This is a genomic window from Catellatospora vulcania, assembly GCF_009720385.1.
In the GTDB taxonomy this organism is placed as follows: Bacteria; Actinomycetota; Actinomycetes; order Mycobacteriales; family Micromonosporaceae; genus Catellatospora; species Catellatospora vulcania.
The window spans coordinates 322,177-344,499 of the sequence record NZ_ML769303.1 but is presented as its reverse complement, the minus strand read 5'-3'; the positions used below and the strand labels follow the sequence as shown (position 1 = coordinate 344,499).

The window sequence follows — 22,323 nt, the reverse complement described above, 5'->3', positions numbered from 1 at the left end:
CGGGGCCGCGACGTGGGTGTCGGTGGTGGTGGTCACCGCTTTCCTCCTCCGAGCCGGTTGGTCACCAGGGTGTTGACGACCGCGACGACCACGATGATCAGGAACAGGGCCCAGGACATCGCCGCGGCGTAGCCCAGGTTGAGGTTCTTCCAGCCGACCTTGTAGATGAGCTGGGCGATGGTCTGCCACTCGCCGTTGGAGCCGCCGCTGGCCGAGGCCGGGTTCGCGTCGAGCAGCATCGGCTCGGTGAACAGCTGCAGGCCGCCGATGGTGGACAGCACCACCGTGAAGATCACGACAGGCAGGATCATCGGCACGGTGATCCGCCACAGCTGCTTCCACGACGTCGCGCCGTCCAGCGCGGACGCCTCGTAGATGTCACGCGGGATGGTCTGCATCGCCGACAGGTACAGCAGCGCGTTGTAGCCGATCCACTTCCAGTTGACCATCGTGGCGATGGCGACCCAGGACTGCAGCTTGCCCGCGCGCCAGTCGATCGGGTCGTCCATGCCGAAGACGGACAGCACCCAGTTGGCCACGCCGTAGTCGCGCCCGAACACCACCAGGAAGACCAGCGTGGACGCGGTCAGCGGGGTGATGTACGGCAGCAGCATGCTGACCCGGAACCAGGTCTGCCCGCGCAGCCTGCGGTTGAGCAGGAACGCGACACACAGGGCGAGGAACAGCTGCGGCACCGTGGACAGCACGAAGATGCCGAAGGTGTTGTAGAGCGCGTTCCAGAAGTCCTCGTCGGTCAGCAGTTTCTCGAAGTTGGCCAGCCCGGCCCAGCCGTCCTGGGCCGGGTCGTCCAGCCGCCAGGTGCGCAGGGCCACCACGCCGTTGAAGATCAGCGGGAACAACCCGAAGATCGCGAAGAGGATGAAGAACGGTGCGATCAGGACGTAAGGCATCTGCTTCACGTCGAATCGGTGCAGCCGGTGCGATAGCCCGCGCACGATTACCTCCGTTTACCGAGGATGGTCGATATGATGCGGAACGTGGCGAGCGCCATGGCGGGCCAGGTTCCGTCGCGGCGGGCGAAGGGGTGGACGCCGTAGGGAGACGCCCACCCCTTCTGATCCCCACTGCAACGCGCGTGCGCGATCAGGCCTTGGCGGCCTTCTCGGCTTCCTTCACGGCTTGCGCCCAGGCGTCGGCGGGCTTGGTGGTGCCGGCCTGGACGGAGTTGATGACGTTCTCGACCGCGACCCGGGTCGGGCCGTTCTTCTTGCCCAGGTACTGCGGGGTCAGCACCTCGGCGGTCTTGCTGAAGATCTGGCCGACCGGGGCGTCGCTGAAGAACGGGTTCTTGAAGTCGGCGATCGCGGGGTCCTTGTAGAGGGCCGGCTGCGAGGGCAGGTTGCCGACCTTCTTGAAGATCTCGATCTGCTGCTCCGGCTGCACCAGCCACTCCAGCAGCTTGTACGCCTCGTCGACGTTCTTGCCCTGCTTCGGCACGGTCAGGAACGAGCCGCCCCAGTTGCCGCCGCCACCCGGGATGGCCGCGACGTCCCACTTGCCGGCGGTGTCCGGCGCGGTGTTCTTGATGTGGCCCTGCATCCACGCCGGGCAGGCCAGCACCGCGAAGTCACCCTTGACGAAGCCGGCGTTCCACTCGGGCGAGAAGGCCGGCAGGTTGGCCGACAGGCCGGCGCCGACGGCCTTGACCGTGAGGTCGAACGCGGCCTTCGGGCCGCCGTCCATCTTCAGCGTCTCGGACTCGTCGTAGAAGCCGACCGGCTGCTGGCCCAGGATCGGGTTGAACAGGTTGGTGGCGTTGTCGACGAACTTCTTCTTCGACTTGGCCGTGTAGTCCTGGCCGGTCTTGATGAAGTCGTCCCAGGTCGGCCACAGGGCGGACACCTTGTCCCGCTCGACCGGCAGGCCCGCGGCCTTGAACAGGTCGGTGCGGTAGCACATGGCCAGGCCGCCGACATCGGTGCCGAGCCCGATCTGCGTCTTGCCGTCGGCCGACAGCGACTGCTTCCACTTCCAGCCCAGGTACTTGTCCTGGTACTTGCTGGCGCCCTTGTCCAGCAGGTTCACGAACTTGTCTGCCTGGCTGCGGAAGCTGACGATGAAGCCCTCGTCGATCGCGGCGATGTCCGGGGCGCCGGAGCCGGCGATCAGCTTCTTCTGCAGGTCCTCGTGCTGGGCGTTGTACTCGCCCGAGTTGAGGACGATCTTCACGTTCGGGTTGGCGGCCTCGTATTTGGCCTTGAGCTCGTCGAGGCCGAAATCGCCCCAGAAGGCGATCTTCAGCTCGACCGGGCCGCCGGGCTTCGACGGCTCGCCGCTGTCACCGCCCTTGCAACCGGCGAGGGTGAGCGCGCCGACCGCGATCAGCGCGGTCGCCACGACCCAGCCGGACCTGTGCAGTCGCATGTACGTCCTCCGAAACAACTTGGAGCGCTCCCAGAGATAGCGAAGCGTCTACTGAACCGGATAAGTGCACACACGGTATGGGTGCGCTCCCAACGTGTCAATAGGAGGTCATTCTCGTGACGATCCTGTGACGTGGACCATGAAAACCGCTTAAGCAACTTCGTCTGCCATCGATGGCTAGACTGGTCGGTGCGGAAAACCGTGCCGTGAACGCGCTCTCCGTACGGCATGATCGGCGGGCACGAAAAGACACCGGAAGGGGGTGCGCAGCACCGTGGCCGAGGACCTGAAGATCACTGATGAGCTCGTGATACCGGACAGCGAGCTGCGTGAACGCTTCTCGCGTAGCTCCGGGCCGGGCGGGCAGGGAGTCAACACCACCGACAGCCGGGTGGAGCTGTCATTCGACGTGGAGCGCTCCCACAGCCTGTCCGACGAGCTCCGGCTGCGCATCCTCGAACGGCTGGGCAACCGGCTCACCGCGGGCGTGCTGACCGTCGCCGCCAGCGAACACCGCGCCCAGCTGTCCAACCGCGAGGCCGCCCGCGAACGCCTCGCCGGCCTGCTGCGCGACGCGCTCGCGCCCCCGCCGCCGCCCCGCCGCCCCACCAAGATGAGCAAAGGCGCCAAACAGCGCCGCCTGCAGTCGAAAAAACACCGCTCCGCCATCAAACAACTCCGCCGCGGCTCCCACGACTGACCCGCCGCGCCCCTGCCGCGCCCACGCCGCGCCCACGCCGCGCCCACGCCGCGCCCCTGCCGCAACTCTTAAACAGTTGCGGCTTCGGCGGGCGCCTGTGGCCGCGACTCTTTAAGAGTTGCGGCAGGTGGGAGCCCCGGTGGTGGGTCAGTTGCGGGTTTGGCGGACGTCGGTGTTGACGGGGGCTTCGGCGGCCAGGCGGAGGAAGAGGTCGCAGGCCGTCTGGGCCTGCACCCGGCGCTGGTAGGCACGGCTGGCGACGGCGACCGCACTCGGCCCGGCCTCCAGCCGCCACGCCCAGGCGAGCCGGCTCACCCGGTGGATCACCGGTTCGGCCTCGGTCGCCGCGGCGCGCACCTCGTCCACGGCGCGCAGGCAGGCGTCGACGTCGGGGAAGCCCACACCCGACCGTCCGAGATCACGGTTGTTGCTGGACAGCAGCCGCCAGGTGACGCCGGCGCTCGCCCGCTCGTAGAACTCGAACCGAGCGGTCAACGTCATCTCCAGCGGTCGGTGAGCCGATCACCCGACCCTTTCCCGCCGAGATGGACGGTGGTTGTCCTGATGGTGAACAGAATGTCCACCGTTGGGCGAAGAGACGGTCACAGGACCTCGCCGCGCAGTTCGGGAAACACCTTCCCGACCTTGCCGAGCAGGTAGTCGCCGTAGGTTCCGGTGAAGACGCGCAGGTCCTGGCCGTCCCAGCGGGGGTGGCCGTCCGCGCCCTCGCGCGCCCGGCCGGGCAGCGGCGGCACCGCCGCCGAGAAGTCCGGATCGAAGAAGAACGGGAACGACAGCCGCTCGTTGCCGCTGACGTTGCGTACCCGGTGCGGGGTCGAGCGGTAGTACCCGCCGGTGAGCCGGTCGAGCATGTCGCCGATGTTGCAGACGAACGTGCCAGGCACCGGCGGCGCGTCGACCCAGCCGCCGGGCGTGCGCACCTGAAGACCGCCGTTGTCGTCCTGGGCCAGCAGGGTGAGCAGGCCGTAGTCGGTGTGCTCGCCGACGCCCCAGCCGTCGTCCCCGGCCGGCGACGGAGGGTAGTGGAAGACCCGGAACAGGACCGTCGGGTCGGCGGTGTACCCGCTCGCGAAGTAGTCCTCGGGCAGGTCCAGGCTCACCGCGACGCCGCGCATCACCTCTTGCGCCACCGCGGTCAGCGCGGCCAGGTACGCCGGCACCACCGCGGCCAGCTCGGGCACCTGACGCGGATACAGGTTGGCGCCGTGCAGCGGGAGCCCCGCCAGCACCCGAGGATCGTCGGCGGGCAGCTCCGCACCGAAGTACAGACCCTCCTTGAGGTCCGGCCGCCCGGAGGTCAGCTCGCCGCCGACCGGGAAGAAGCCACGCCAGGCCCGGCCGCCGCGGGCCATCGCGATCTCCGTCTTCTCGTCCTCGGGCAGCGCGAAGAACTCCCGCGACGCCGCGTCGAGCCGCTTGAGCAGCTCGTCCGGGACGCCGTGCCCGGTCAGGTAGAAGAACCCGCTGTCGCGGCAGGCCGCCCGGATCCCCGCCGCCACGACGGCGCGATCCGCGGACAGGTCGATGATCGGCAGAGATCCACTCATGCCGCCATTCTGGCAGGCCGCGGCTCAGCGAGGAGGGGACGCACCTCCACCCGGTCGCCGCCGGGCCGCCCCGCGCGGTTGCGGAAGGCGGCCCGGCGGAGTCAGGAACCGAGCGAGCTGAGCTGCGTGGAACGTCGGCATCCCGCGGGCTCCACGACGTGCATCGGATCGTCGAGCTGCATCAGGAGTTCGAGGTCCTTTGGCGCGGGCGCCCGGCGGATGGTCGCCAAGTCCGTCCACAGCAGATCCGTACCCCGGAAGCAGAGCGGGAACCCCAGGTGACGCTTCGGCAGCGAGATCCGGCGCAGCACCAGGCCGTCGACCGTCGAGAACTGGAGCACGTCCGTCACCTCGGCCGACCCACCTGCGCCCAGCACCTCGACCCCGGCCGTGTCACCGGGGGCGGCGAGGATTGACCAGCTGCGCATCGACTCACCGGTCTCGATCCGGCCGGTCGCGTCGACGGTGATCGCGCGGACGGCACCCGTCGACGGGTCCACCACCTCCAGCGGGACGGAGGTCGTCGTGGGGCTGCCTGCCGACCGCAGCAGCTCGCCGCTGTCCAGCACGACCTTGGTCGCCCGGTCCCATGGCACGGCAGGAAGGTCACGGGCCGTCCAGTCAGGCAGGTGATATAGCGTCTCGCCGGTGCCCGCCCGCGCCGGCAGCAGGAACCAGTCGCCGCCGGGCGACCAGAGCGGTGCGGTCAGCGTGGCGGGCAGCTCGCGTATCTGCGTGCCGGTGAGGTCGCGCACCGTCGTCGCCGTACGCGTCGACCAGGTGAGCCAGCGCCCGTCCGGCGACAGCGAGGGCGCGCTGACGAAACCCGATTCGGGCGCGGGAACCGAGTAGTGGCGGCCGTCGACCATGACCAGCGACGCCCGGGGCCCTGCCGATGTCTGGTCGTCATGGACCTGCAGCACCGCCGGGCCGGGGCCGCGGTCGTCGGGCAGCGGCTCGCTCCGCGTGTTCGGATCGAGCCGGGACGGCAGCGCGGGTAACGGCTTGACCGGGGCCGGGATGCCAGATGGCGTGCTGGTCACCGGAGGAGGCACCGTGTCGGGGCCGCGCGAGGCGAACCAGAGCAGGCCGACCAGCATCGGCACAGCCACCAGCACGGCGGTGACCGCCCGGCCGGTCCGGCGGCGTCGCGCCAGGGCCAGGGCGGCATCTGCATCGGCGTACTCCCCCGCCCGGTCGGCGAAGAGCGGCAACGCCCGCCGGAGGTGACCCAGCGCCAGGTGGGTCTGGCTCTTCACGGTGCCGACGGAGCAGCCCATCAGCGCGGCGGTGTCCGCCTCGGACAGATCCTCGTAGAAACGCAGCACGATGACCGCACGCTGGCGTGGGGTGAGCGTGTCCAGGGCCCGCCCGAGCGCGATCCGCTCCACAGCCCGGCCCGGCTCGTCGGGACCGGCCCGCTCGGGCACCTGCGCGACCGGGCGTGCGGGCCGCTTGCGCCACCACGAGATCTGCTCGTTGATCATGATGCGCCGGATGTACGCCTCCGGCTGCGTGTGCTCCACCAGCCAGCGCCACCGCACCGCCGCCTTGGCCAGCGCGGACTGGACCAGATCCTCCGCCGCGTGATGCTCCCCCGTCAGCAGGAAAGCCGTCCGCGACAGCGCCCCGCCCCGCGCCACGACGAACTCGTGGAACCCGTCATACCTGTCCATGCGCCACCTCCGTCCCCATGACGCAGCGCGCCCTTCACGGGTTGGAGGTCACCGTGCGGCAATCCGCGGCGGGCAACGAGACGTCAGGCACGGCAGCGACCGGCCGCACCGTGCCACCGGGTGGCTCGGTTTCCGTCAGGTCATCCCCGGCGGGTAGCCGCGCGCAGGCAACCTGTGTGGGTGATCTCGTGCTCGCCGCTGAGGGCGATGACGACCTCATCCCGGCGGTTGCGGGGACGTGGCCGGTCCGCGTACGGCCTGGCGAACCCGAACCATGCAAGATCACGCCGCGATCTGCCCGCCCTCCCGGCAGCCGGGCGGGTGGACTGCCGCGCTCGGGTCGAGCGGCATCACCACCTCGTCGTGGTCCGCACCCGCCGGCCTGCGGCGCAGGTTCACGCCGTCGGTCCACAGCAGATCACCGCTCTGGTAGCAGAGCACCCAGGCGACGATGTCGGGCACCAGGTCGATGCGGCGCAGCACCCGGCCGTCCACGGTCGAGAATTCGATCACGGACTGCCCGACGGACGTGCCGGCGACCGGCTCCTCGCGGACGACCCGGAAGGCGGCCACGCCGACACCGATCTGAACGTCGATCCGCGTCGGCAGGACCGCAGCGGGGGCGGTGATGGATTCGCCCGCACCGAGCAGCCCGGCAGCGTCCACCCTGATCTGGCGGACCGCGCCGGTGAACGGCTCTGCCAGCACGAACGCGGCGGCGGTGGGGCTCACCGCCCGAGCGGAGCGCAGCAGCTCCCCGCTGTCCAGCACGGCCCAGGTCATGTGCTCCGGTGCGGCCTGCGCGAGCGGGTGAGCCGCCCAGTCCGGCATGCGGTAGAGCAGGTCGCCCCGGGTGGGCGTGGCCGGGATGAGGAACCAGCCGCCGGAGGGTGACCAGAACGGCGCGCCGGACGAGGGTGGTAGCTCGCGCACCGTGGTGTCGGTCAGGTCGCGCACCATCGTCGCCTGTGCGGTCGTCCAGGTGAGCCACCGGCCGTCCGGCGACAGAGCCGGGGCGTTGAGGAGCTGTTCGGCGGGCACGAAGTGGTGGTAGAGACCGCCGTCGCCGCCGACCAGTTGCACCAGGCCCGGACTGGATCCCGCCAGCAGCAGCGACGCGCCGCCGATGCCACGATCCGCAGGCAGGTTGCCGACGCTGGTCGGCTGCTCCGGACGCGGACGCAGCCGGGGCAGCGACACCGGGCTCACCGACGGCGGCACCGTCGCGGGCGGCGGCACGTCGGCGGGGTCGCGCACGGCATACCAGAGGGCAGTCAGCAGCAGCGGCACGATGGCCAGCGCCACCACGGCCGCCCGGCGGGAGCGGCGTCGGCGTGCCGCTACCAGGGCGGCGGGCGCGTCGGCGTACTGGCCGGCCTGCTCGGCATACAGCGGCAGGGCGCGCCGCAGGTTGGCCAGCGCGTGGTGGGTGTGGCTCTTCACGGTGCCGACCGAGCAGCCGAGCACGGCTGCGGTGTCCGCCTCGGACAGGTCTTCGTAGAAACGGAGCACGACCACCGCCCGCTGGCGGGGCGAGAGCGTGTCCAGCGCTTCGCCGAGCGCCACCCGGTCCACGATCCGGTGCGGCTCGTCGGGACCGGGCAGGTCGGGCAGGTCGGCCACGGGCCGCGCCGGGCGTCGGCGCCACCACGAGATCTGCTCATTGATCATGATGCGGCGGATGTACGCCTCGGGCTGCCCGTACTCCACGATCTGCCGCCAGCGGCTCGCCGCCTTGGCCAGCGCCGACTGCACGAGGTCCTCCGCCGCGTGGTGCTCCCCGGTCAGCAGGAACGCCGTACGCGACAGCGCGCCGCCCCTGGCGACCACGAACTCGTGGAAACCGTCGTACCTGTCCATCCGCCACCTCCGCTCCCCAATACGCGGCGGGGCCCTGCCGGGTTGAGGGTCATCATCCGGCAGCCCGCCGCGAGCGGGTGGCGAGCTAAACGAAAGAGTTTCGCGTTCGCTATGCTGCCGGTCACATCGCCGTGTATCCAGGAGAGTGGCAGCGTGGACGCAGACGTCATCGTGGTCGGAGCCGGGCTGGCCGGGCTCGTCGCCACCGCCGAGCTGGCCGACGCCGGCAAGCGCGTCATCCTGCTCGACCAGGAGCCCGAGGCGTCGCTCGGCGGCCAGGCGTTCTGGTCGTTCGGCGGCCTGTTCCTGGTCGACACGCCCGAGCAGCGGCGCATGGGCATCAAGGACTCCCCCGAGCTGGCCCTGCAGGACTGGCTGGGCAGCGCCGGGTTCGACCGCGAGTGCGACGCCTGGCCGCGCCGCTGGGCGCAGGCCTACGTGGACTTCGCCGCCGGCGAGAAGCGGTCCTGGCTGCACGCGCAGGGTGTGCGCTTCTTCCCCGTGGTCGGCTGGGCCGAGCGGGGCGGCTACCTCGCCGACGGGCACGGCAACTCGGTGCCGCGCTTCCACATCACCTGGGGCACCGGGCCCGGGGTGCTGGCCCCGTTCATCCGCCGGGTCCGCGCCGCGGTGGACAAGGGACTGGTCACGCTCGCGTTCCGGCACCGGGTCGACGAGCTGACGCTGACCGCCGGGGTGTGCGACGGCGTACGCGGCGCGGTGCTGGAGCCCAGCTCGGCCGCGCGGGGCGAGGCGAGTTCGCGTACCCAGGTGGGTGATTTCTCCTTCCGCGCGCAGGCGGTGATCGTGACCTCCGGCGGCATCGGCGGCAACCACGACCTGGTGCGGCGCAACTGGCCGGAGCGGCTGGGCACCCCGCCGCAGCGGCTGCTGTCCGGCGTGCCCGCACACGTCGACGGCCGGATGCTGGGCATCACCGAGGACGCGGGCGGCAACCTGATCAACCGCGACCGGATGTGGCACTACACCGAGGGCATCGAGAACTGGGCCCCGATCTGGGACAAGCACGGCATCCGGATCCTGCCGGGCCCGTCGTCGATGTGGCTGGACGCGACCGGCAAGCGGCTGCCGGTGCCGCTGTTCCCGGGCTTCGACACGCTCGGCACGCTGGAGCACATCATGGGCACCGGGCACGAGTACACCTGGTTCGTGCTCACCCAGAAGATCATCGAGAAGGAGTTCGCGCTGTCGGGCTCGGAGCAGAACCCGGACCTGACCGGCAAGAGCGTGCGGCAGGTGCTCAAGCGGGCACTGCCCGGCGCGCCCGGCCCGGTCGAGGCGTTCAAGCGCAACGGGGCGGACTTCGTCGTCGCGGACACCCTGGCCGAGCTGGTCGCGGGCATGAACAAGCTGACCGGCGAGGACCTGCTGGACCTCGCCGACGTGCAGCGCCAGGTCGAGGCGCGCGACCGGGAGCTGACCAACACGTTCACCAAGGATCTGCAGATCACCGCGATCCGCGGGGCGCGCAACTACCGCGGGGACAAGCTGATCCGGGTCGCGACGCCGCACCGGCTGCTGGACCCGAAGGCGGGGCCGCTGATCGCGGTCCGGCTCAACATCCTCACCCGCAAGACCCTCGGCGGGCTGGAGACCGACCTGGAGGGCCGGGTGCTGCGGGCCGACGGCACGCCGCTGCCCGGGGTGTACGCGGCCGGCGAGGTGTCCGGGTTCGGCGGCGGCGGCGTGCACGGCTACCGGTCGCTGGAGGGCACTTTCCTCGGCGGCTGCATCTTCTCCGGCCGCCAGGCGGGCCGCGCCGCCGCCGCGGCCGTGTGACCGGGCCGTGGCCGACCACACCCGGCCACGGCCCCCTTTCCCGCGGCCTGCTCCGCGCCCGCACGTTCCGCCTGCGTAGCGCACCTGGCTGGTTAGGAAGGGCACCTTCTTCTACGCAAAGCGTTAAGAAGGTGCCCTTCCTTTCGCTGGGGGCGGGAGAATGCGGGGATGACGGAGACGGCTGTGGGGGTCGTGGTCGCGACGCGGGACGGGCGCGTGCGGGGGCGGGTCGACGACGGGGTCGCGGTGTTCCTGGGCATCCCGTACGCGGCAGCGCCCTTCGGCGAGCACCGGTTCGCCGCGCCCGCGCCGGTGACGGCGTGGACGGGCGTGCGCGACGCGCTGGCGTACGGGCCGACCGCGCCGAAGGCGCCGTTCCCGCCGCCGATGGACCGGCTGCTGGCCGACCCGTCGATCCCGGGCGACGAGTGCCTGAACCTGAACGTGTGGGCGCCCGCGGGCGCGGTGGGCCGTCCCGTCCTGGTGTGGATCCACGGCGGCTCGCTACGCAACGGGTCGAACTGCCTGCCCGCGTACTCCGGGCACCACTTCGCCCGCGACGGCGTGGTGCTCGTGTCGATCAACTACCGGCTCGGCATCGAGGGCTTCGGCGTGTTCCCCGACGCCCCGGCCAACCTCGGCCTGCGCGACCAGATCGCGGCGCTGACCTGGGTACGCGACAACATCGCGGCGTTCGGCGGCGACCCGGCCAACGTGACCGTGTTCGGCGAGTCGGCCGGGTCGATCTCCATCGGCGCGCTGCTGACCAGCCCGCTCGCGCAGGGGCTGTTCCACCGGGCCGTGCTGCAGAGCGGGGCCCCGGCCGCGCAGCCGCCCGAGGCCGCGGGCCGCTCCACGAGGCTCATCGCAAAGCGGCTGAAGATCCCGGCGACCGCCGCGGCGTTCGCACGGGTCGACCGGGCCCGGCTGCTGGCCGCGCAGGTCTCGATCACCCGGGGCGGGCCGCCGATCGGCAACGGCAACGGCTTCACCCTGGCCGTCGACGGCGACGTGCTGCCCCGCGACCCGATGGTGGCGCTGCACGACGGCGCGGGCGCGGACATTCCCGTGCTGCTGGGCTACAACGCCGAGGAGTACCGACTGTGGTTCGTGCCGACCGGCCTGGTCGACCGGATCAACCGGCTCACGCTGCGGCTGGCCCTGGCCAAGTTCCGGGTGCGGGCGCGCACCGCCCGGGCCTACCGGGCGGCCCGGCCGGAGGCCTCGCCGGGCGAGCTGCTCGGCGTCATCGCCACCGACCGGCTGCTGCGGCGGCCGCTCAACCTGCTGGCCGACGCCCGGGAGCCGGGCAGCACCTGGCTGTACGAGTTCGCCTGGCCGTCCCCGATGGAGCGCCTGGGCGCCTGCCACGCCCTGGAGATCGGCTTCGTCTTCGACACCCTGGGCACCCCCGACGGCCTGCCCCTGTCCGGCCCTAACCCACCCCAGGAGCTGGCCGACACGATGCACCGGGCCTGGATCGACTTCGCCACCACCGGCGACCCGGGCTGGACCCCCTGGAACGACACCCGCCCCGTCATGCGCTTCGACGCCCCCACCTCACGCCTCATCCACGCCCCCAACGACGACGAGCTCCGCTCCTGGACCTGACGCCGCCGGCGCGCCGGGGCCGAATGCAGTTTCGGGGAATGTGCAGGTATCGGAAGGTCCATTCGCGCAGTTTCCCCGAAACTGCACGCCGTCAGGCGGGGTGTGCTTCGGCGAGTTGGGCGGACAGCAGCGCGGGGGCTTCGGCGAGGGAGGGGCCGTACCAGGTGAGGTGGCGGCCGGAGAGCAGGGCGCAGGGTTTGCCGGGGAAGGCTTCGGGGCCGTCGGCGCGGGTGAAGGCGTAGGGCTCGTCGGGGAGCACCACGAGGTCGGCGTCTCGCGCGTGGAGTTCGTCGGGGGACGGGCGCGGGTAGCGATCGGGCGCGTCGTCGTAGACGTTGCGTACGCCGAGGCGGCGCAGCACGTTCCCGGCGAAGGTGTCGCCACCGAGCACGATCCAGGGCCTCCTCCAGACCGGGACGATCGCGCACCGGGGCACTGTCGGGGTCGGCAGGCCCGCCCAGGCGGCGCGGGCCGTGGTCAGCCAGGCGGGCTCGGCGGTCGCGCCGAGCGCGGTCAGCATGCGGCCCAGCTCGTCGAGGGCCTCGTCGACGGTGCGCGGGTAGGTGACGTACAGCTCGACGCCCGCGGCCCGCAGGGCGTCGGCGTCCTGCTCGCGGTTCTCCTCGACGTTGACCAGCACCACGTCCGGCCGCAGCGCCAGCACCCGGTCGAGATCGGGATACTTGCTGCCGCCGACCCGCGCCGCGTCGAGCCCGGCCGGATGGGTGCACCAGTCGGTGACGCCCACCAGGGCCCCGGGCAGGGTCGCCGCGACGGCCTCGGTCAGCGACGGCACCAGGGAGACGATCCGCACCCGCCCGACCCTAGTGCGCTGCCGGGTCGTCGAGGTCGTCGACCAGCCAGGGAAACGTCTCCGGGCCGGGCAGCGGCTTGCTGAACAGGTAGCCCTGGCCGTAGGGGCAGCCGATGTCGGCGAGGATGTCGCGCTGCTCCTGCGTCTCGATGCCCTCGGCGATGACCTCCAGCCCGAGCGTGTTGGCCAGCCGCACGATGCCCTCGACCAGGGCCCGCTGCTGGGCGGAGACGGCGATCTCGCCGACGAAGGACTTGTCGAGTTTCACCACGTCCAGCGACATCTGCCGCAGGTAGCTCAGCGACGAGTAGCCGGTGCCGAAGTCGTCGATGGCCACCCGTACCCCGGCCTCGCGCAGCTCGGCCAGGTCGGCCCAGACCTCCTCGTCCTCGTGCAGCAGCAGCGTCTCGACGATCTCCAGCATCATCCGGTGCGCGGGCAGGCCCGCCTCGTCCAGCTCGCGCAGCAGGTCGGCGACCACGCCGGGGGTGCGGAACTGGCGCGCCGAGATGTTGATGCTGATGTACGGGCTCAACCCGGCCCGGCTCGGCCACCGGGCCGCCGTGGCCAGCGCCTGGCGCACCACCTGGGTGCCGATCGGCACGATCAGCCCGGACTCCTCGGCCAGCCCGATGAACTCGCCGGGCGGCAGCGTGCCGCGACTCGGGTGCTCCCAGCGCACCAGCGCCTCGAAGCCCACCGTGCCGTCGCCGGTCAGCCCGACGACCGGCTGGAAGCGCAGGCTGAACTCCTCCTCGGCGACGGCCCGGTCCAGGTCGGCCTTCAGCTGGAGCCGTTCGACCAGCGCCTCGTGCAGGGCCGGCTGGTAGCGCCGCCACTGACCCTTGCCCTCGCCCTTGGCCGAGTAGAGCGCGAGATCGGCGTGGCGCAGCAACTCGTCGCCGTCGTCGGCGTGCCGGGTGGTGGCCACGCCGATGCTGGCCCCGGCGGGCACCCGCTGGTCGCCCACCGGCACGGGCAGCGACAGCGCCCGCACCACCCGTTCGGCGACCGCCTCGATCGCCTCGGTGCCGGTGGAGTCCTCGATCAGCGCCGCGAACTCGTCGCCGCCCAGGCGCGCGGCGGTGTCGTGGGGGCGCAGCACGCCCTTGAGCCGCTCGGCCACCGCGGTCAGCAGCTCGTCCCCGACGGGGTGGCCCATGGTGTCGTTGACGTCCTTGAAGTCGTCGAGGTCGATGAACAGCACTCCGGCGATGGAGCCGTTGCGGCGGGCCCGGTCCACCGCGAGTGTCACCCGGTCGATGAACAGGGCACGGTTGGCCAGTCCGGTCAGCGAGTCGTGGAACGCCCGGTGCGTCAGCTCCCGTTCGAGCCGCCGCCGCTGCGTCACGTCGCGCAGCGTGATGACCAGACCGGCGACCGCCGGGTCCTCGCGCAGGTCGCGGCTGGAGACCTCGACCTGCAGCCGCCGGTCGCCGAAGCCCCACACGGTCCAGTCGGTGGTCTCGCCGCGCCGCTCCTGCCGCGCCCGCAGCAGGTATCCCGCGCTGCGCTCGCGCTCCTCGGGCACGACGAGATCGAGCAGGTGGTTGCCTTCGAGGGCCTCGCGGCCGAACATCGCCGCCGCCGACGGGCTGCAGTAGCGGATCTCGTCGTCACCGCCCACGATCATGATCACGTCGGCGGTGTTGTGCACCAGCGCGCGGAAGTACGCCTCGCTGTCGCGCCGGTTGACCTCGTCGTTGAGCATGATCCGGGACAGCGCCAGCGCCGCCTGCAGGGCGAGCACCTCCATCGTGCCCTGCAGCGTCTGCAGCACGTCCTCCTCGGCCGCGACCAGCAGCGTGCCGATGCTGTGCCCGCCCGAGGTGCCGTCCGCCGGCGCGAGCGGGCAGCTCAGCACGGCGTCGAAGCCGGCCAGCTCCTGGGCGTGCTCCGGGGACAGCTCGCCGGTGCGGCATAGCACCGCCGGGCGGGGCGACCCGTCCGGCGGCTTCGCTCCGGCCGCAGCCCGGTCGTTGCCCTCGACCGCCAGGATGACCCGGTGTTCGGCGTGGCTGGGCATCAGTCCGGTGGCCGTGTCGCGTACGACGTCGGAGACCTGGGCGATGTCCGTGGCGGCCACCATGCTGACGCCCGCCTCGCGCAGCATCCGCTCGCGGGCCAGCGCCTGGCGGTGGATGCGCATGGCGTCCAGCAGCCGGATCAGCACGAGCACGAACATGGCGATGCACAGCAGCGCGATGCCCTCGGCGTTGCGCACCGGCCCCCGCAGCGCCTGGAAGAGCAGCACCATCGGCGGGATGAACGACGACAACCCCAGCACCACCACCCGCCGCCCGCTGAGTTCCGCGGTCGGGGCGGGGCGGGGCTCGGTCAGCCAGACCATCGAGGGCAGCAGCGCGGCCAGCCCCCAGCCCCAGTAGAGCAGCATCCAGCCGACGTCGAGCGACCCGCCGATGTGCCAGAACCCGTCCAGCCGGGCGAACAGGTGCAGGTTGTCGCTGACGAACATGCCGACGCCGCCCGCGGCCAGCAGCGCCACCGGCGCGCTCCAGCGCGCGACCAGCACGATCCGCACCACCATCGCCAGCAGCAGCAGGTCGGCCAGCGGATAGGCGACCGCGGCGATCTGGTCCACCGCCGTCAAGCCGGGGGTACGGAAGCGCGGCTCGATGATGAACATCCAGGCGAGCAGGCCCAGGCCCAGGATCAGGGTCACCGCGTCGAGCACGCCGGCCCGGTCGCGCATCGCCCAGCCGGAGCGGGCCAGACCCATCAGGCCCATGCTCATCACGACGAACATCGCCAGGTAGACCATGTCGACCAGGAACGGCACGTCGTAGGGCGCCAGGTAGTCGCTGTTGAGCAGGGCGGAGAAGAGGTCCCCGAGGACGAACAGCAGCAACGCCCCAGCCAGCAGGTACCACGGACGGGGTCGGCGCGGCCGGTTGCGGCGCACGCCGTGGACGATCGCGGCCGCGCCGCTCAGCCCGAGCGCTGCCCACAACCCGACCTGCCACGGCCTGATGACGTAGTAGAGCACGCCAAGCAGCACCATCCAGGCCGTGAAGAGCACTGAAACGGCGCGAGACGACACAATTCCCTCCGGATAACACTATTACGCGGCCGGTTCCCTGACGGGGCAACGCGAAAACCTACGATTCGGGCAAAGCGGTGCACGTTCGTCGATCGTTTTGAGCGCCCCCGTGAGTACCGGGTACTCTGACCGCCTGCCCCTACGGCACCGAGGCTGTCTCACATAAAGATCTGCCGAAGCCACCGTCGCGCATCCCCGACGACGGCACGGCCGCCCGGCCCGCTGCTCCCCCAGCAGTGCCGCCGACGCGCCGAGCCCCCCGCGCGGCGAACGACGGAAGGAAGCACCTCCGTGACCCCCACCGTGCCCCTGCGCCAGTGGGTCGTCCCGGCGGACCGCCTGGACGGCGGACCACCGCGGACTCCCCACCGGCGCACCCGACGACGACGCGCCGCCTACCTCACCCTGCTGCTGGCTGCCGTGTTCCTGGTGGTCAGCGGGCTGTCGCCGGCCGCGCCCGCGTTCGCGGAGCCCAACGAGGGCAACTCCAAGACGCTCGCCAAGCTGCGCGAGAACCTGGACGCGGCGGCCAAGGGCTACCTGGAGGCGCAGGCGGAGCTGGAGGCGGCCCAGGCCTCGCAGAAGGCGCTGGCCGCCGAGCTGACCGCGGCCGAGTCGGAGCTGGAGCAGCTGCGCGTGTTCGTCGGCCAGTACGCCGCCGAGGCCTACAAGACCGGACGGCTCGGCATGGTCAGCCTCATGATCAACGGCACCTCTCCGGGATCGCTGCTGACCAAGGCCAACGCCATGGACCGGATGACCCAGCGCGACGAGGCCCGGCTCAACGATTACCGCACGCACAAGCAGGAGATCACCGCGAAGAAGGCGGCGATCGACATCCAGCTGAAGCTGCAGCAGGACGCGGTCAAGAACATGGAGAAGCGCAAGAAGGCCGCCGACGCGGCCCTGCGGGCGGTCGACGGGCGCGACTCCACCGGCTACATCAACCCGAACTCACCGCTGGCCAAGCCCGCCCCGCGCAACGCCAACGGGTCCTGGCCCAGCGAGAGCTGCTCGGTCAACGACCCGACCACCAGCGGCTGTATCACCCCGCGCACCCTGTGGGCGATGAACCAGGCCAAGGCCAACGGCTTCAAGCGCTACGTCTCCTGCCACCGCTCCGGCGGCGGCGGCGAGCATCCCAAGGGCCGGGCCTGCGACTTCGCCTCGGCCACCGGCGGCTTCACCAACTACTCCGCCAGCGGCGGCGACCGCACCTACGGCAACAACCTGGCGTCGTTCTTCATCAAGAACGCGAGCCGGCTCGGGGTGATGTACGTGATCTGGTACTGCAAGATCTGGATCAACGGCGGGTGGAAGACCTACGACTCCGCCGGCTCCAACTGCGGTGACAACCCCGCCGGGGACCACACCAACCACGTCCATCTCTCCATGCTCTGACCTGGCGACACCAGGGGCGTCCTCCGGCGGAGGGCGCCCCTTGCCGTATCCCCCGGCTTGTCGCGGATCGGTGGCGTAGCGGGCCCGCGAACGGGCACAGTGATGGCATGACGAACGTCGGAGATCCGCCCCAGTACTTCTGGTGCATCAAGCACAACCGGGTCGAGCACGGCGACGACAAGTGCCCGTCGAAGTTCCTGCTCGGCCCGTACCCCTCCCCCGCCGGCGCCGAGCAGGCGCTGACGAAGGTCAAGGAGCGCAACGAGCAGTGGGAGGAGGAGGACGCCCGCTGGCAGGGCGACCCCTCCTGAACCGCTGATCAGAGCGGGACGGCCGCCGCCTCCCGGAGCAGGATGGTCAGGTCGGCGGTGGCCGCGCGCTGCCGCCGGCCGGCGTGCTCCAGCTCGAACGTCAGCCGCACCACGACCTCGGCGAAGCCCTTCGGCCGGGTACGCGTGGACAGCAGGTCGGCGCCCATCCGCACCAGCGCGCCGACCGGCACCGGGGCCCGCAGCCGCAGGTTGTCCAGCCCCTGGTTGACGGTCATGTCCACGCCCTCGACCCGCCAGATCTCGGCCAGCAGGGTCGGCGTCAGCGACATGGTGAGGAAGCCGTGCGCAATGGTCTGGCCGTACGGCCCGCTCGCGGCGCGCTCGGGGTCGGTGTGGATCCACTGGTCGTCCCACGTCGCCTCGGCGAACAGGTCCACCTGACGCTGGGTGATCTCATGCCACGCGCTGTGGCCCAGGAAGCTGCCGACCACGTCGGCGAGGTCGCGCACATGCGTCACGGTCTGCGGCACAGCCGTGATCCTATGCGGACACCCGCGCTTTTGTGACCGGTGCAGGTGCCACAACCAGCCGATGCGATGAGTCGGATGTCCGCGGGGTGTGCGAAGCTGCCTCGAGCTCGTCGGCTCGCCTCAGCGAGACGAGCAGCAATCCTTCCGCAAGCGCGTTTGTCTCGCGCGTTCACTTTGGAGGTCTTCGTGGCCTGGTTCATCGGCCAGTCGCTCCTCATGATCCTGACAGCGTTCCTGCTCGGCCTGCTGGTGGGCTGGTTGCTGTTCAGCAGGCGCGGCAAGTCCACCCCGGCGGAGCAGCCGGCCGCGGCCGCCGCCCCGTCTTCCCCGGTCGTGGCGGATGCCGCGCCGGTCGCCGCGGTCACCGTGGCCGACGAGCCCCAGGCCGAGAAGCCGAAGGCCGCCAAGAAGTCGTCGAAGAAGGCCGTGCCCGCCCCGGCGGCGCCCGCCGACGACGAGATCGAGGTGCAGCAGCGGCCGGTGTCGCTGGTCGCCCCGATCGCCAAGCCCGAGCCGGTCACCGAGCCGGAGCCGGTCGCCGCACCGGCCGAGCCGGTCGCTGTCGCCGCGGTGGCCGAGCCGGTCGCCGTCGCCGACGAGCCCGACGACGCGGTCGAAGCCGCGGTCGAGGCCGCCCAGGACAAGGCGTTCAAGGTCGAGGCCTCGACCCTCACCCCGATCGAGAACATGCTGGTCGCCGCCGGGGACAACCTGCAGCGCATCGAGGGCATCGGGCCCAAGATGGAGGCCGCGCTCACGGCCGCCGGAATGGGCACGTACGCCGCGGTCGCCGCAGCCGACAACGACGCCCTGCGCAAGGCCATCGAGGATGGCGGGCTCAACTTCGCGCCCGCGCTGCTCACCTGGTCGCGCCAGGCCCAGCTGCTCGCCGACGGTGACGAGGAGGGTCTGGCCGACCTGCAGCGCCGCCTCGTCGCCGGCCGCGACACGGGACGGGAATGAGCATGGCGGACAACGCTCGCAGGTTCCACCCGGTGGTCGGGCTGGCGGTCGCGGTGCTCGGCCTGGCCGGCATCGTCACCGCGCAGCACCTGCCCATCCGGGAGACCGTCCAGGACGATCTGACCTCCCGGTCCGAGCAGGCCCTGCGGGCCGCCGGGCTGCCGGCGGTGGAGGTCGGCTTCATCGGGCGCGACGGCACGCTGAAGGCGGCCTCGGCCGACGAGGCCGACCGGGCGCTGGCGATCGTGCGCGGACTGGAAGGCGTACGCGTCGCCGTCGCCGACGTGCCCGCGGTGGCCGCACCGGCCCCGTCGCCGTCCCCGACCGCGACGGCCACCCCGCCGACGGTGGTGCTCACCGTGTCCAGCGGCGGGGCCACGCTCACCGGCACGGTGCCCACCGAGGAGTCCCGCAAGCGGCTGGTCGACGCGGCTGCTTTCCTGGCCGGCACCCGCCCGGTGGACGACCAGCTCAAGGTCGACCCGAGTGTTTCCGACGCCGGGCTGGACGGCCTGGCCAACGTGGTCTCCGCGTTCGGCCAGGGCGCCAAGGACGTGTCGGTGGAGCTGCGGGACGGCAACCTGTCGCTGGCGGGCACGCTCGCCTCGCAGGCGACCAAGGACGCCGTGACGGCCGCCGCCGCCCAGTCCGGCTCGGTCGTGGCCGACCGCACCGAGGTGGCGAAGGTCCAGCAGGAGCTGGTCAAGCTGCCCGCGGTGACCTTCCTCGACAACAGCACCACGCTGACCGCGGCGGGTCGCGCCGCGCTCGGCGAGGCGGCCCGCATCCTGACCGCCAACCCGCAGGTCAAGGTGCGGATCGAGGGTCACACCGACAGCAACGGCACGGCCGCGGACAACCTGGCGCTGAGCCGGTCCCGCGCCAAGACGGTGCTGGACTACCTGGTGAAGCAGGGTGTCGCAGCCGACCGGCTGACCTCGGCGGGCTACGGCGAGAGCCGCCCCGCCCGCCCCAACACCACCGAGGCCAACCAAGCCGTCAACCGGCGGGTCGAGTTCATCGTCCTCCCCTGACGCACGTCAAGAAGGGCGCCTTCCACAACGCATAGCGTGGTGAAGGCGCCCTTCCTTCGTTCGAGGTCTACTCGGCGCCGGTGTAGCGCAGACGGTAGATCTTGGCGGCGGGGTCGTCGGGGGAGGTGGTGTCGGCGTCGGGGTAGAGGGCGGTGAAGTAGAGGCCGTCGGGGCCGGCGGCCAGGCCGACCACGCTGGCTTTGCCGGTGCCGTTGTACTCCAGCAGCGTTTTCGGTTTGCCGACCTTGCCGCCGTCGAAGGTGAACTCGACGATGCGCTTGCCGTTGTCCTGCGGGCCGCTGGCGAAGGTCGGGCCGCTCTCGGCCACGAACATGTGCCCGTGCTTGCTCTTCGGGAAGCCGGAGCCGTGGTGCACGTCCGGGTCGATGAACGCGATCGAGGTCGGCGCGGTCGACGGCTCCCAGATGTAGAGCTTCGGCTTGAGCATGCTGTCGCGGGTGCCGTCCCAGCCGTAGTCGACGCCCTTGTCCACCCGTGACAGCCGGTCGATCGCGGTGCCGTTCTCGACCTGGTAGTAGCTGCCGTCGGCACGCCACGCGCCGCCGAACGGGTTGCGGAAACCCGAGGCGTAGACGTAGTCGCGGGCGGTGATGCCGTCGCCGTCGTCGTAGAACGGGTTGTCGGCCGGCGCGCTGCCGTCCAGGTTCACCCGCAGGATCTTGCCGCGGAACGAGTTCAGGTCCTTGGCCGTGTAGGCCAGCATGCCGTCGCCCATGTGCACGTAGAGCTTGCCGTCGGGGCCGATGGTCAGCTGGGAGATCTGGTGGGCGGCCGACTGCGGCTCGGCGGGCATGTCCAGCAGGGTCGTCTGCTTCGCGGCGGTCAGGCCGCCGTCCTTGCTGGAGAAGCGGACCACCTTCGGGTAGTGCACGCCGTCGCGCTCGTAGAGCACCGAGGCCAGCACGTCGCCGTTGTCCGGGTCGACGACGACGCCGGTGACGCCCTTCTCCCCGGTGCCGGGGAACGTCCCGCGCGGGTTGAAGTTCAGCAGGTTCCTGGCGTACACGCCGGTGCTCAGGTCGCCCTTGACGACCTTGATCTGGCCGTACAGCTCGGTCACGTAGAACATCGGCGCGGCCGGGTCGCCCGTGTGCCCCGGGACCATGGCCAGGTGCACGGGCAGCTGGAAGCCGCCGGCCACCTCCTCGACGCGGTAGCCGTCCTGGCGCACGTGCCAGGTGCCGGCCCCGGCCAGCGGGGCCCGCTGCGGGATGGTGCGGAACGCGCGGTAGCCCCACGGGCTCCACCGCTTCACCTTGTCCAAGCTGGCGTCGCGGTAGCGGACCCGCAGGTCGTACTCGCGGTCGGCGACGAGGTCGCGGCGGGCGGCGAAGGAGTTGTCGAACACGCCGTCGCCGAGGTGCGCGTGGACCAGCTGCGGGCCGTCGACGCACGGCGAGTGCCAGACCCGCTCGGCGGGCTCGACGGACCAGATCTCCCACTCGGTGCAGACGTGCTTGACCTTCCTGCCGTCCTTGCGGGTCGGCATGGGCGCGCTCTCCATGTGCACGTCGGCGCCGCTGACCAGGTGCCCGTCGGCGCGCGGCTCGGTGACGGCGGGTGCGCCGGGCAGCGGCGCGCCGAGCGTGCGCACCGGCCGGGCCGGCTGCAGCGGCGCGCCGCTGCTGTACGCCTGCCGGAAGGAGAGGTAGCCGATGCCGCCCAGCACGACGGCCACCACGGTCGCGGTGATCAGAAAGCGCCTGTTTTTCATATCTTCCCCACATCGCAGACAAGTCAGCGAATTCGGGCAAGGTTACCGGCGCGACGCCGGGCGGCAGGTGTTACACGCCCGGCGTCGCGCCGGTTGGCAGCGAATTCACAGCGACGGGCGGCCGGTCACCACTGGTACATCTCGCCGTTCTCGTCGAGCATGAACCAGGCCCCGTCCATGCCCTGCCCGTGGGCGTCGCCCGGCTTGTCGTTGCCGAACCGGTAGAGCGGCAGGTTGCGGTACGTGGTCTGCACCGTCCCGTCGGGCCGGGTGTGAGTGGACAGCAGGAAGCCGTCGACGCCCTCCCCGTTGACCGCGTCCCCGACCATCGGCGGCCAGGTCGCCGCACACTTGTCCAGGCAGGCGCTCTTGCCCTTGGCATCGCGGAGGAAGACGTAGAGCGTGCGGCCGTCCTGGTCGACCAGGGCCTTGCGGCCGCCCACATTGGCGACCCGCACCGCGGCGCGGGCCTTCGTGGGCGAGGCGGCCACCGGGGTGACGGCCACACCCGGTTTACCCGCGACAGGCGGGGTGACACTCTCGGCGCAGGCGCCGAGGGCCCCTGCGGTGATCACGGCGGCGAGCAGAGCGAATCGGCGTACGTACATTGGTGCCACCCCGTTGGCGGATCCGACATTGTCACAAAGCGTAGTGACCGGGGGACTTTCCACAGGTGAAAAGCGCCAGAACACGCCCATCCGGAGGATATGAATCCAATTCGGATATAAGTAAGTTGAAGCCGCAACGACCACCGACAACGCTGTCGAGGGCTGAACGTGTCGTCATATGACACCGATGTGTCCATCCGGTGGACGTTTCGGGGGTTGTGGTGAAGGTTGTTGCCCGTAACTCTCATGGGAGTCCCACCGAACAGTCGAGAGGCACAGGCGATGGCAGTCACCGGCGGCGCACC

18 protein-coding genes are annotated in these 22,323 nt (G+C 71.2%); 7 read left to right on the top strand and 11 right to left on the bottom strand.

Annotated features, from left to right (window positions below; all coding sequences use genetic code 11):
• Positions 1-32 precede the first annotated feature (32 nt).
• Positions 33-911, bottom strand: a complete 879-nt coding sequence (locus tag F6W97_RS09585) for a carbohydrate ABC transporter permease (protein ID WP_155369852.1) — start codon at positions 909-911, stop codon at positions 33-35.
• Between the two features lie 193 nt (positions 912-1,104).
• On the bottom strand, positions 1,105-2,385 hold the full coding sequence (locus tag F6W97_RS09580) for an ABC transporter substrate-binding protein (RefSeq protein WP_155369851.1): 1,281 nt from the start codon (positions 2,383-2,385) through the stop codon (positions 1,105-1,107).
• A gap of 274 nt (positions 2,386-2,659) precedes the next feature.
• Between F6W97_RS09580 and arfB the strand changes: the two genes are divergently transcribed.
• Positions 2,660-3,085 carry an alternative ribosome rescue aminoacyl-tRNA hydrolase ArfB gene (gene arfB, locus F6W97_RS09575; RefSeq protein WP_155369850.1) on the top strand — a complete coding sequence of 142 codons (426 nt, stop codon included), beginning with the start codon at positions 2,660-2,662 and terminating at the stop codon, positions 3,083-3,085.
• Positions 3,086-3,232: 147 nt separating this feature from the next.
• Here arfB and F6W97_RS09570 read toward each other — a convergent pair whose 3' ends face one another.
• From F6W97_RS09570 to F6W97_RS09555, 4 genes are all read right to left on the bottom strand, one after another.
• Entirely contained in the window at positions 3,233-3,580 is a 348-nt protein-coding gene (locus F6W97_RS09570) for a YegP family protein (protein WP_230686528.1), read from the bottom strand.
• A gap of 107 nt (positions 3,581-3,687) precedes the next feature.
• Positions 3,688-4,653 carry an isopenicillin N synthase family dioxygenase gene (locus F6W97_RS09565; RefSeq protein ID WP_155369848.1) on the bottom strand — a complete coding sequence of 322 codons (966 nt, stop codon included), beginning with the start codon at positions 4,651-4,653 and terminating at the stop codon, positions 3,688-3,690.
• Positions 4,654-4,754: 101 nt separating this feature from the next.
• Complete coding sequence (locus F6W97_RS09560) at positions 4,755-6,329, bottom strand: SigE family RNA polymerase sigma factor (RefSeq protein ID WP_155369847.1); 1,575 nt, start codon at positions 6,327-6,329, stop codon at positions 4,755-4,757.
• Between the two features lie 282 nt (positions 6,330-6,611).
• A complete protein-coding gene (locus F6W97_RS09555) occupies positions 6,612-8,189 on the bottom strand; it encodes a SigE family RNA polymerase sigma factor (RefSeq protein ID WP_155369846.1) in 1,578 nt (525 codons plus the stop codon).
• A 153-nt stretch (positions 8,190-8,342) separates the two neighbouring features.
• Here F6W97_RS09555 and F6W97_RS09550 point away from each other — a divergent pair, with 153 nt between their 5' ends.
• Positions 8,343-9,989, top strand: a complete 1,647-nt coding sequence (locus F6W97_RS09550; protein WP_230686527.1) for an FAD-binding dehydrogenase — start codon at positions 8,343-8,345, stop codon at positions 9,987-9,989.
• A gap of 168 nt (positions 9,990-10,157) precedes the next feature.
• Positions 10,158-11,600 (top strand): carboxylesterase/lipase family protein, encoded by a 1,443-nt coding sequence (locus tag F6W97_RS09545; protein WP_155369844.1) that lies wholly within the window; start codon positions 10,158-10,160, stop codon positions 11,598-11,600.
• A 91-nt stretch (positions 11,601-11,691) separates the two neighbouring features.
• Here F6W97_RS09545 and F6W97_RS09540 read toward each other — a convergent pair whose 3' ends face one another.
• Entirely contained in the window at positions 11,692-12,414 is a 723-nt protein-coding gene (locus F6W97_RS09540; protein ID WP_155369843.1) for a helical backbone metal receptor, read from the bottom strand.
• Between the two features lie 10 nt (positions 12,415-12,424).
• The gene (locus tag F6W97_RS09535; protein WP_155369842.1) at positions 12,425-15,436 is read right to left on the bottom strand and encodes a putative bifunctional diguanylate cyclase/phosphodiesterase; all 3,012 of its coding nucleotides are present in this window, start codon (positions 15,434-15,436) and stop codon (positions 12,425-12,427) included.
• Between the two features lie 444 nt (positions 15,437-15,880).
• On the opposite strand from F6W97_RS09535, the gene F6W97_RS09530 reads away from it, so the two are divergent.
• Together F6W97_RS09530 and F6W97_RS09525 are read left to right on the top strand one after the other, a co-directional pair.
• The gene (locus tag F6W97_RS09530; protein ID WP_456236808.1) at positions 15,881-16,876 is read left to right on the top strand and encodes a coiled-coil domain-containing protein; all 996 of its coding nucleotides are present in this window, start codon (positions 15,881-15,883) and stop codon (positions 16,874-16,876) included.
• A gap of 107 nt (positions 16,877-16,983) precedes the next feature.
• The gene (locus tag F6W97_RS09525; protein WP_155369840.1) at positions 16,984-17,187 is read left to right on the top strand and encodes a hypothetical protein; all 204 of its coding nucleotides are present in this window, start codon (positions 16,984-16,986) and stop codon (positions 17,185-17,187) included.
• Between the two features lie 8 nt (positions 17,188-17,195).
• Here the strand turns inward: F6W97_RS09525 and F6W97_RS09520 are convergent, their stop codons facing one another.
• A complete protein-coding gene (locus F6W97_RS09520) occupies positions 17,196-17,678 on the bottom strand; it encodes a MaoC family dehydratase (protein WP_155369839.1) in 483 nt (160 codons plus the stop codon).
• 186 nt (positions 17,679-17,864) lie between these two features.
• Here F6W97_RS09520 and F6W97_RS09515 point away from each other — a divergent pair, with 186 nt between their 5' ends.
• Both F6W97_RS09515 and F6W97_RS09510 read left to right on the top strand, forming a co-directional pair.
• Positions 17,865-18,641: a helix-hairpin-helix domain-containing protein gene (locus F6W97_RS09515; protein ID WP_155369838.1), complete on the top strand. Its 777-nt coding sequence runs from the start codon at positions 17,865-17,867 to the stop codon at positions 18,639-18,641.
• Between the two features lie 2 nt (positions 18,642-18,643).
• Positions 18,644-19,675 carry an OmpA family protein gene (locus F6W97_RS09510; protein ID WP_196279040.1) on the top strand — a complete coding sequence of 344 codons (1,032 nt, stop codon included), beginning with the start codon at positions 18,644-18,646 and terminating at the stop codon, positions 19,673-19,675.
• 67 nt (positions 19,676-19,742) lie between these two features.
• Here F6W97_RS09510 and F6W97_RS09505 read toward each other — a convergent pair whose 3' ends face one another.
• Positions 19,743-21,410 (bottom strand): PQQ-dependent sugar dehydrogenase, encoded by a 1,668-nt coding sequence (locus tag F6W97_RS09505; RefSeq protein ID WP_155369836.1) that lies wholly within the window; start codon positions 21,408-21,410, stop codon positions 19,743-19,745.
• A gap of 125 nt (positions 21,411-21,535) precedes the next feature.
• The gene (locus F6W97_RS09500) at positions 21,536-22,018 is read right to left on the bottom strand and encodes a COG4315 family predicted lipoprotein (protein WP_196279039.1); all 483 of its coding nucleotides are present in this window, start codon (positions 22,016-22,018) and stop codon (positions 21,536-21,538) included.
• Positions 22,019-22,323: the final 305 nt, after the last annotated feature.

Bases quoted from the DNA above. Each gene is read 5' to 3' on its own strand.
- F6W97_RS09580 (WP_155369851.1), bottom strand. From the start codon at position 2,385: ATGCGACTGCACAGGTCCGGCTGGGTCGTGGCGACCGCGCTGATCGCG.
- F6W97_RS09500 (WP_196279039.1), bottom strand. From the start codon at position 22,018: ATGTACGTACGCCGATTCGCTCTGCTCGCCGCCGTGATCACCGCAGGG.
- F6W97_RS09585 (WP_155369852.1), bottom strand. From the start codon at position 911: ATGCCTTACGTCCTGATCGCACCGTTCTTCATCCTCTTCGCGATCTTC.
- F6W97_RS09555 (WP_155369846.1), bottom strand. From the start codon at position 8,189: ATGGACAGGTACGACGGTTTCCACGAGTTCGTGGTCGCCAGGGGCGGC.
- F6W97_RS09560 (WP_155369847.1), bottom strand. From the start codon at position 6,329: ATGGACAGGTATGACGGGTTCCACGAGTTCGTCGTGGCGCGGGGCGGG.
- F6W97_RS09535 (WP_155369842.1), bottom strand. From the start codon at position 15,436: ATGGTGCTGCTTGGCGTGCTCTACTACGTCATCAGGCCGTGGCAGGTC.
- F6W97_RS09510 (WP_196279040.1), top strand. From the start codon at position 18,644: ATGGCGGACAACGCTCGCAGGTTCCACCCGGTGGTCGGGCTGGCGGTC.
- F6W97_RS09545 (WP_155369844.1), top strand. From the start codon at position 10,158: ATGACGGAGACGGCTGTGGGGGTCGTGGTCGCGACGCGGGACGGGCGC.
- F6W97_RS09565 (WP_155369848.1), bottom strand. From the start codon at position 4,653: ATGAGTGGATCTCTGCCGATCATCGACCTGTCCGCGGATCGCGCCGTC.
- F6W97_RS09525 (WP_155369840.1), top strand. From the start codon at position 16,984: ATGACGAACGTCGGAGATCCGCCCCAGTACTTCTGGTGCATCAAGCAC.
- F6W97_RS09505 (WP_155369836.1), bottom strand. From the start codon at position 21,410: ATGAAAAACAGGCGCTTTCTGATCACCGCGACCGTGGTGGCCGTCGTG.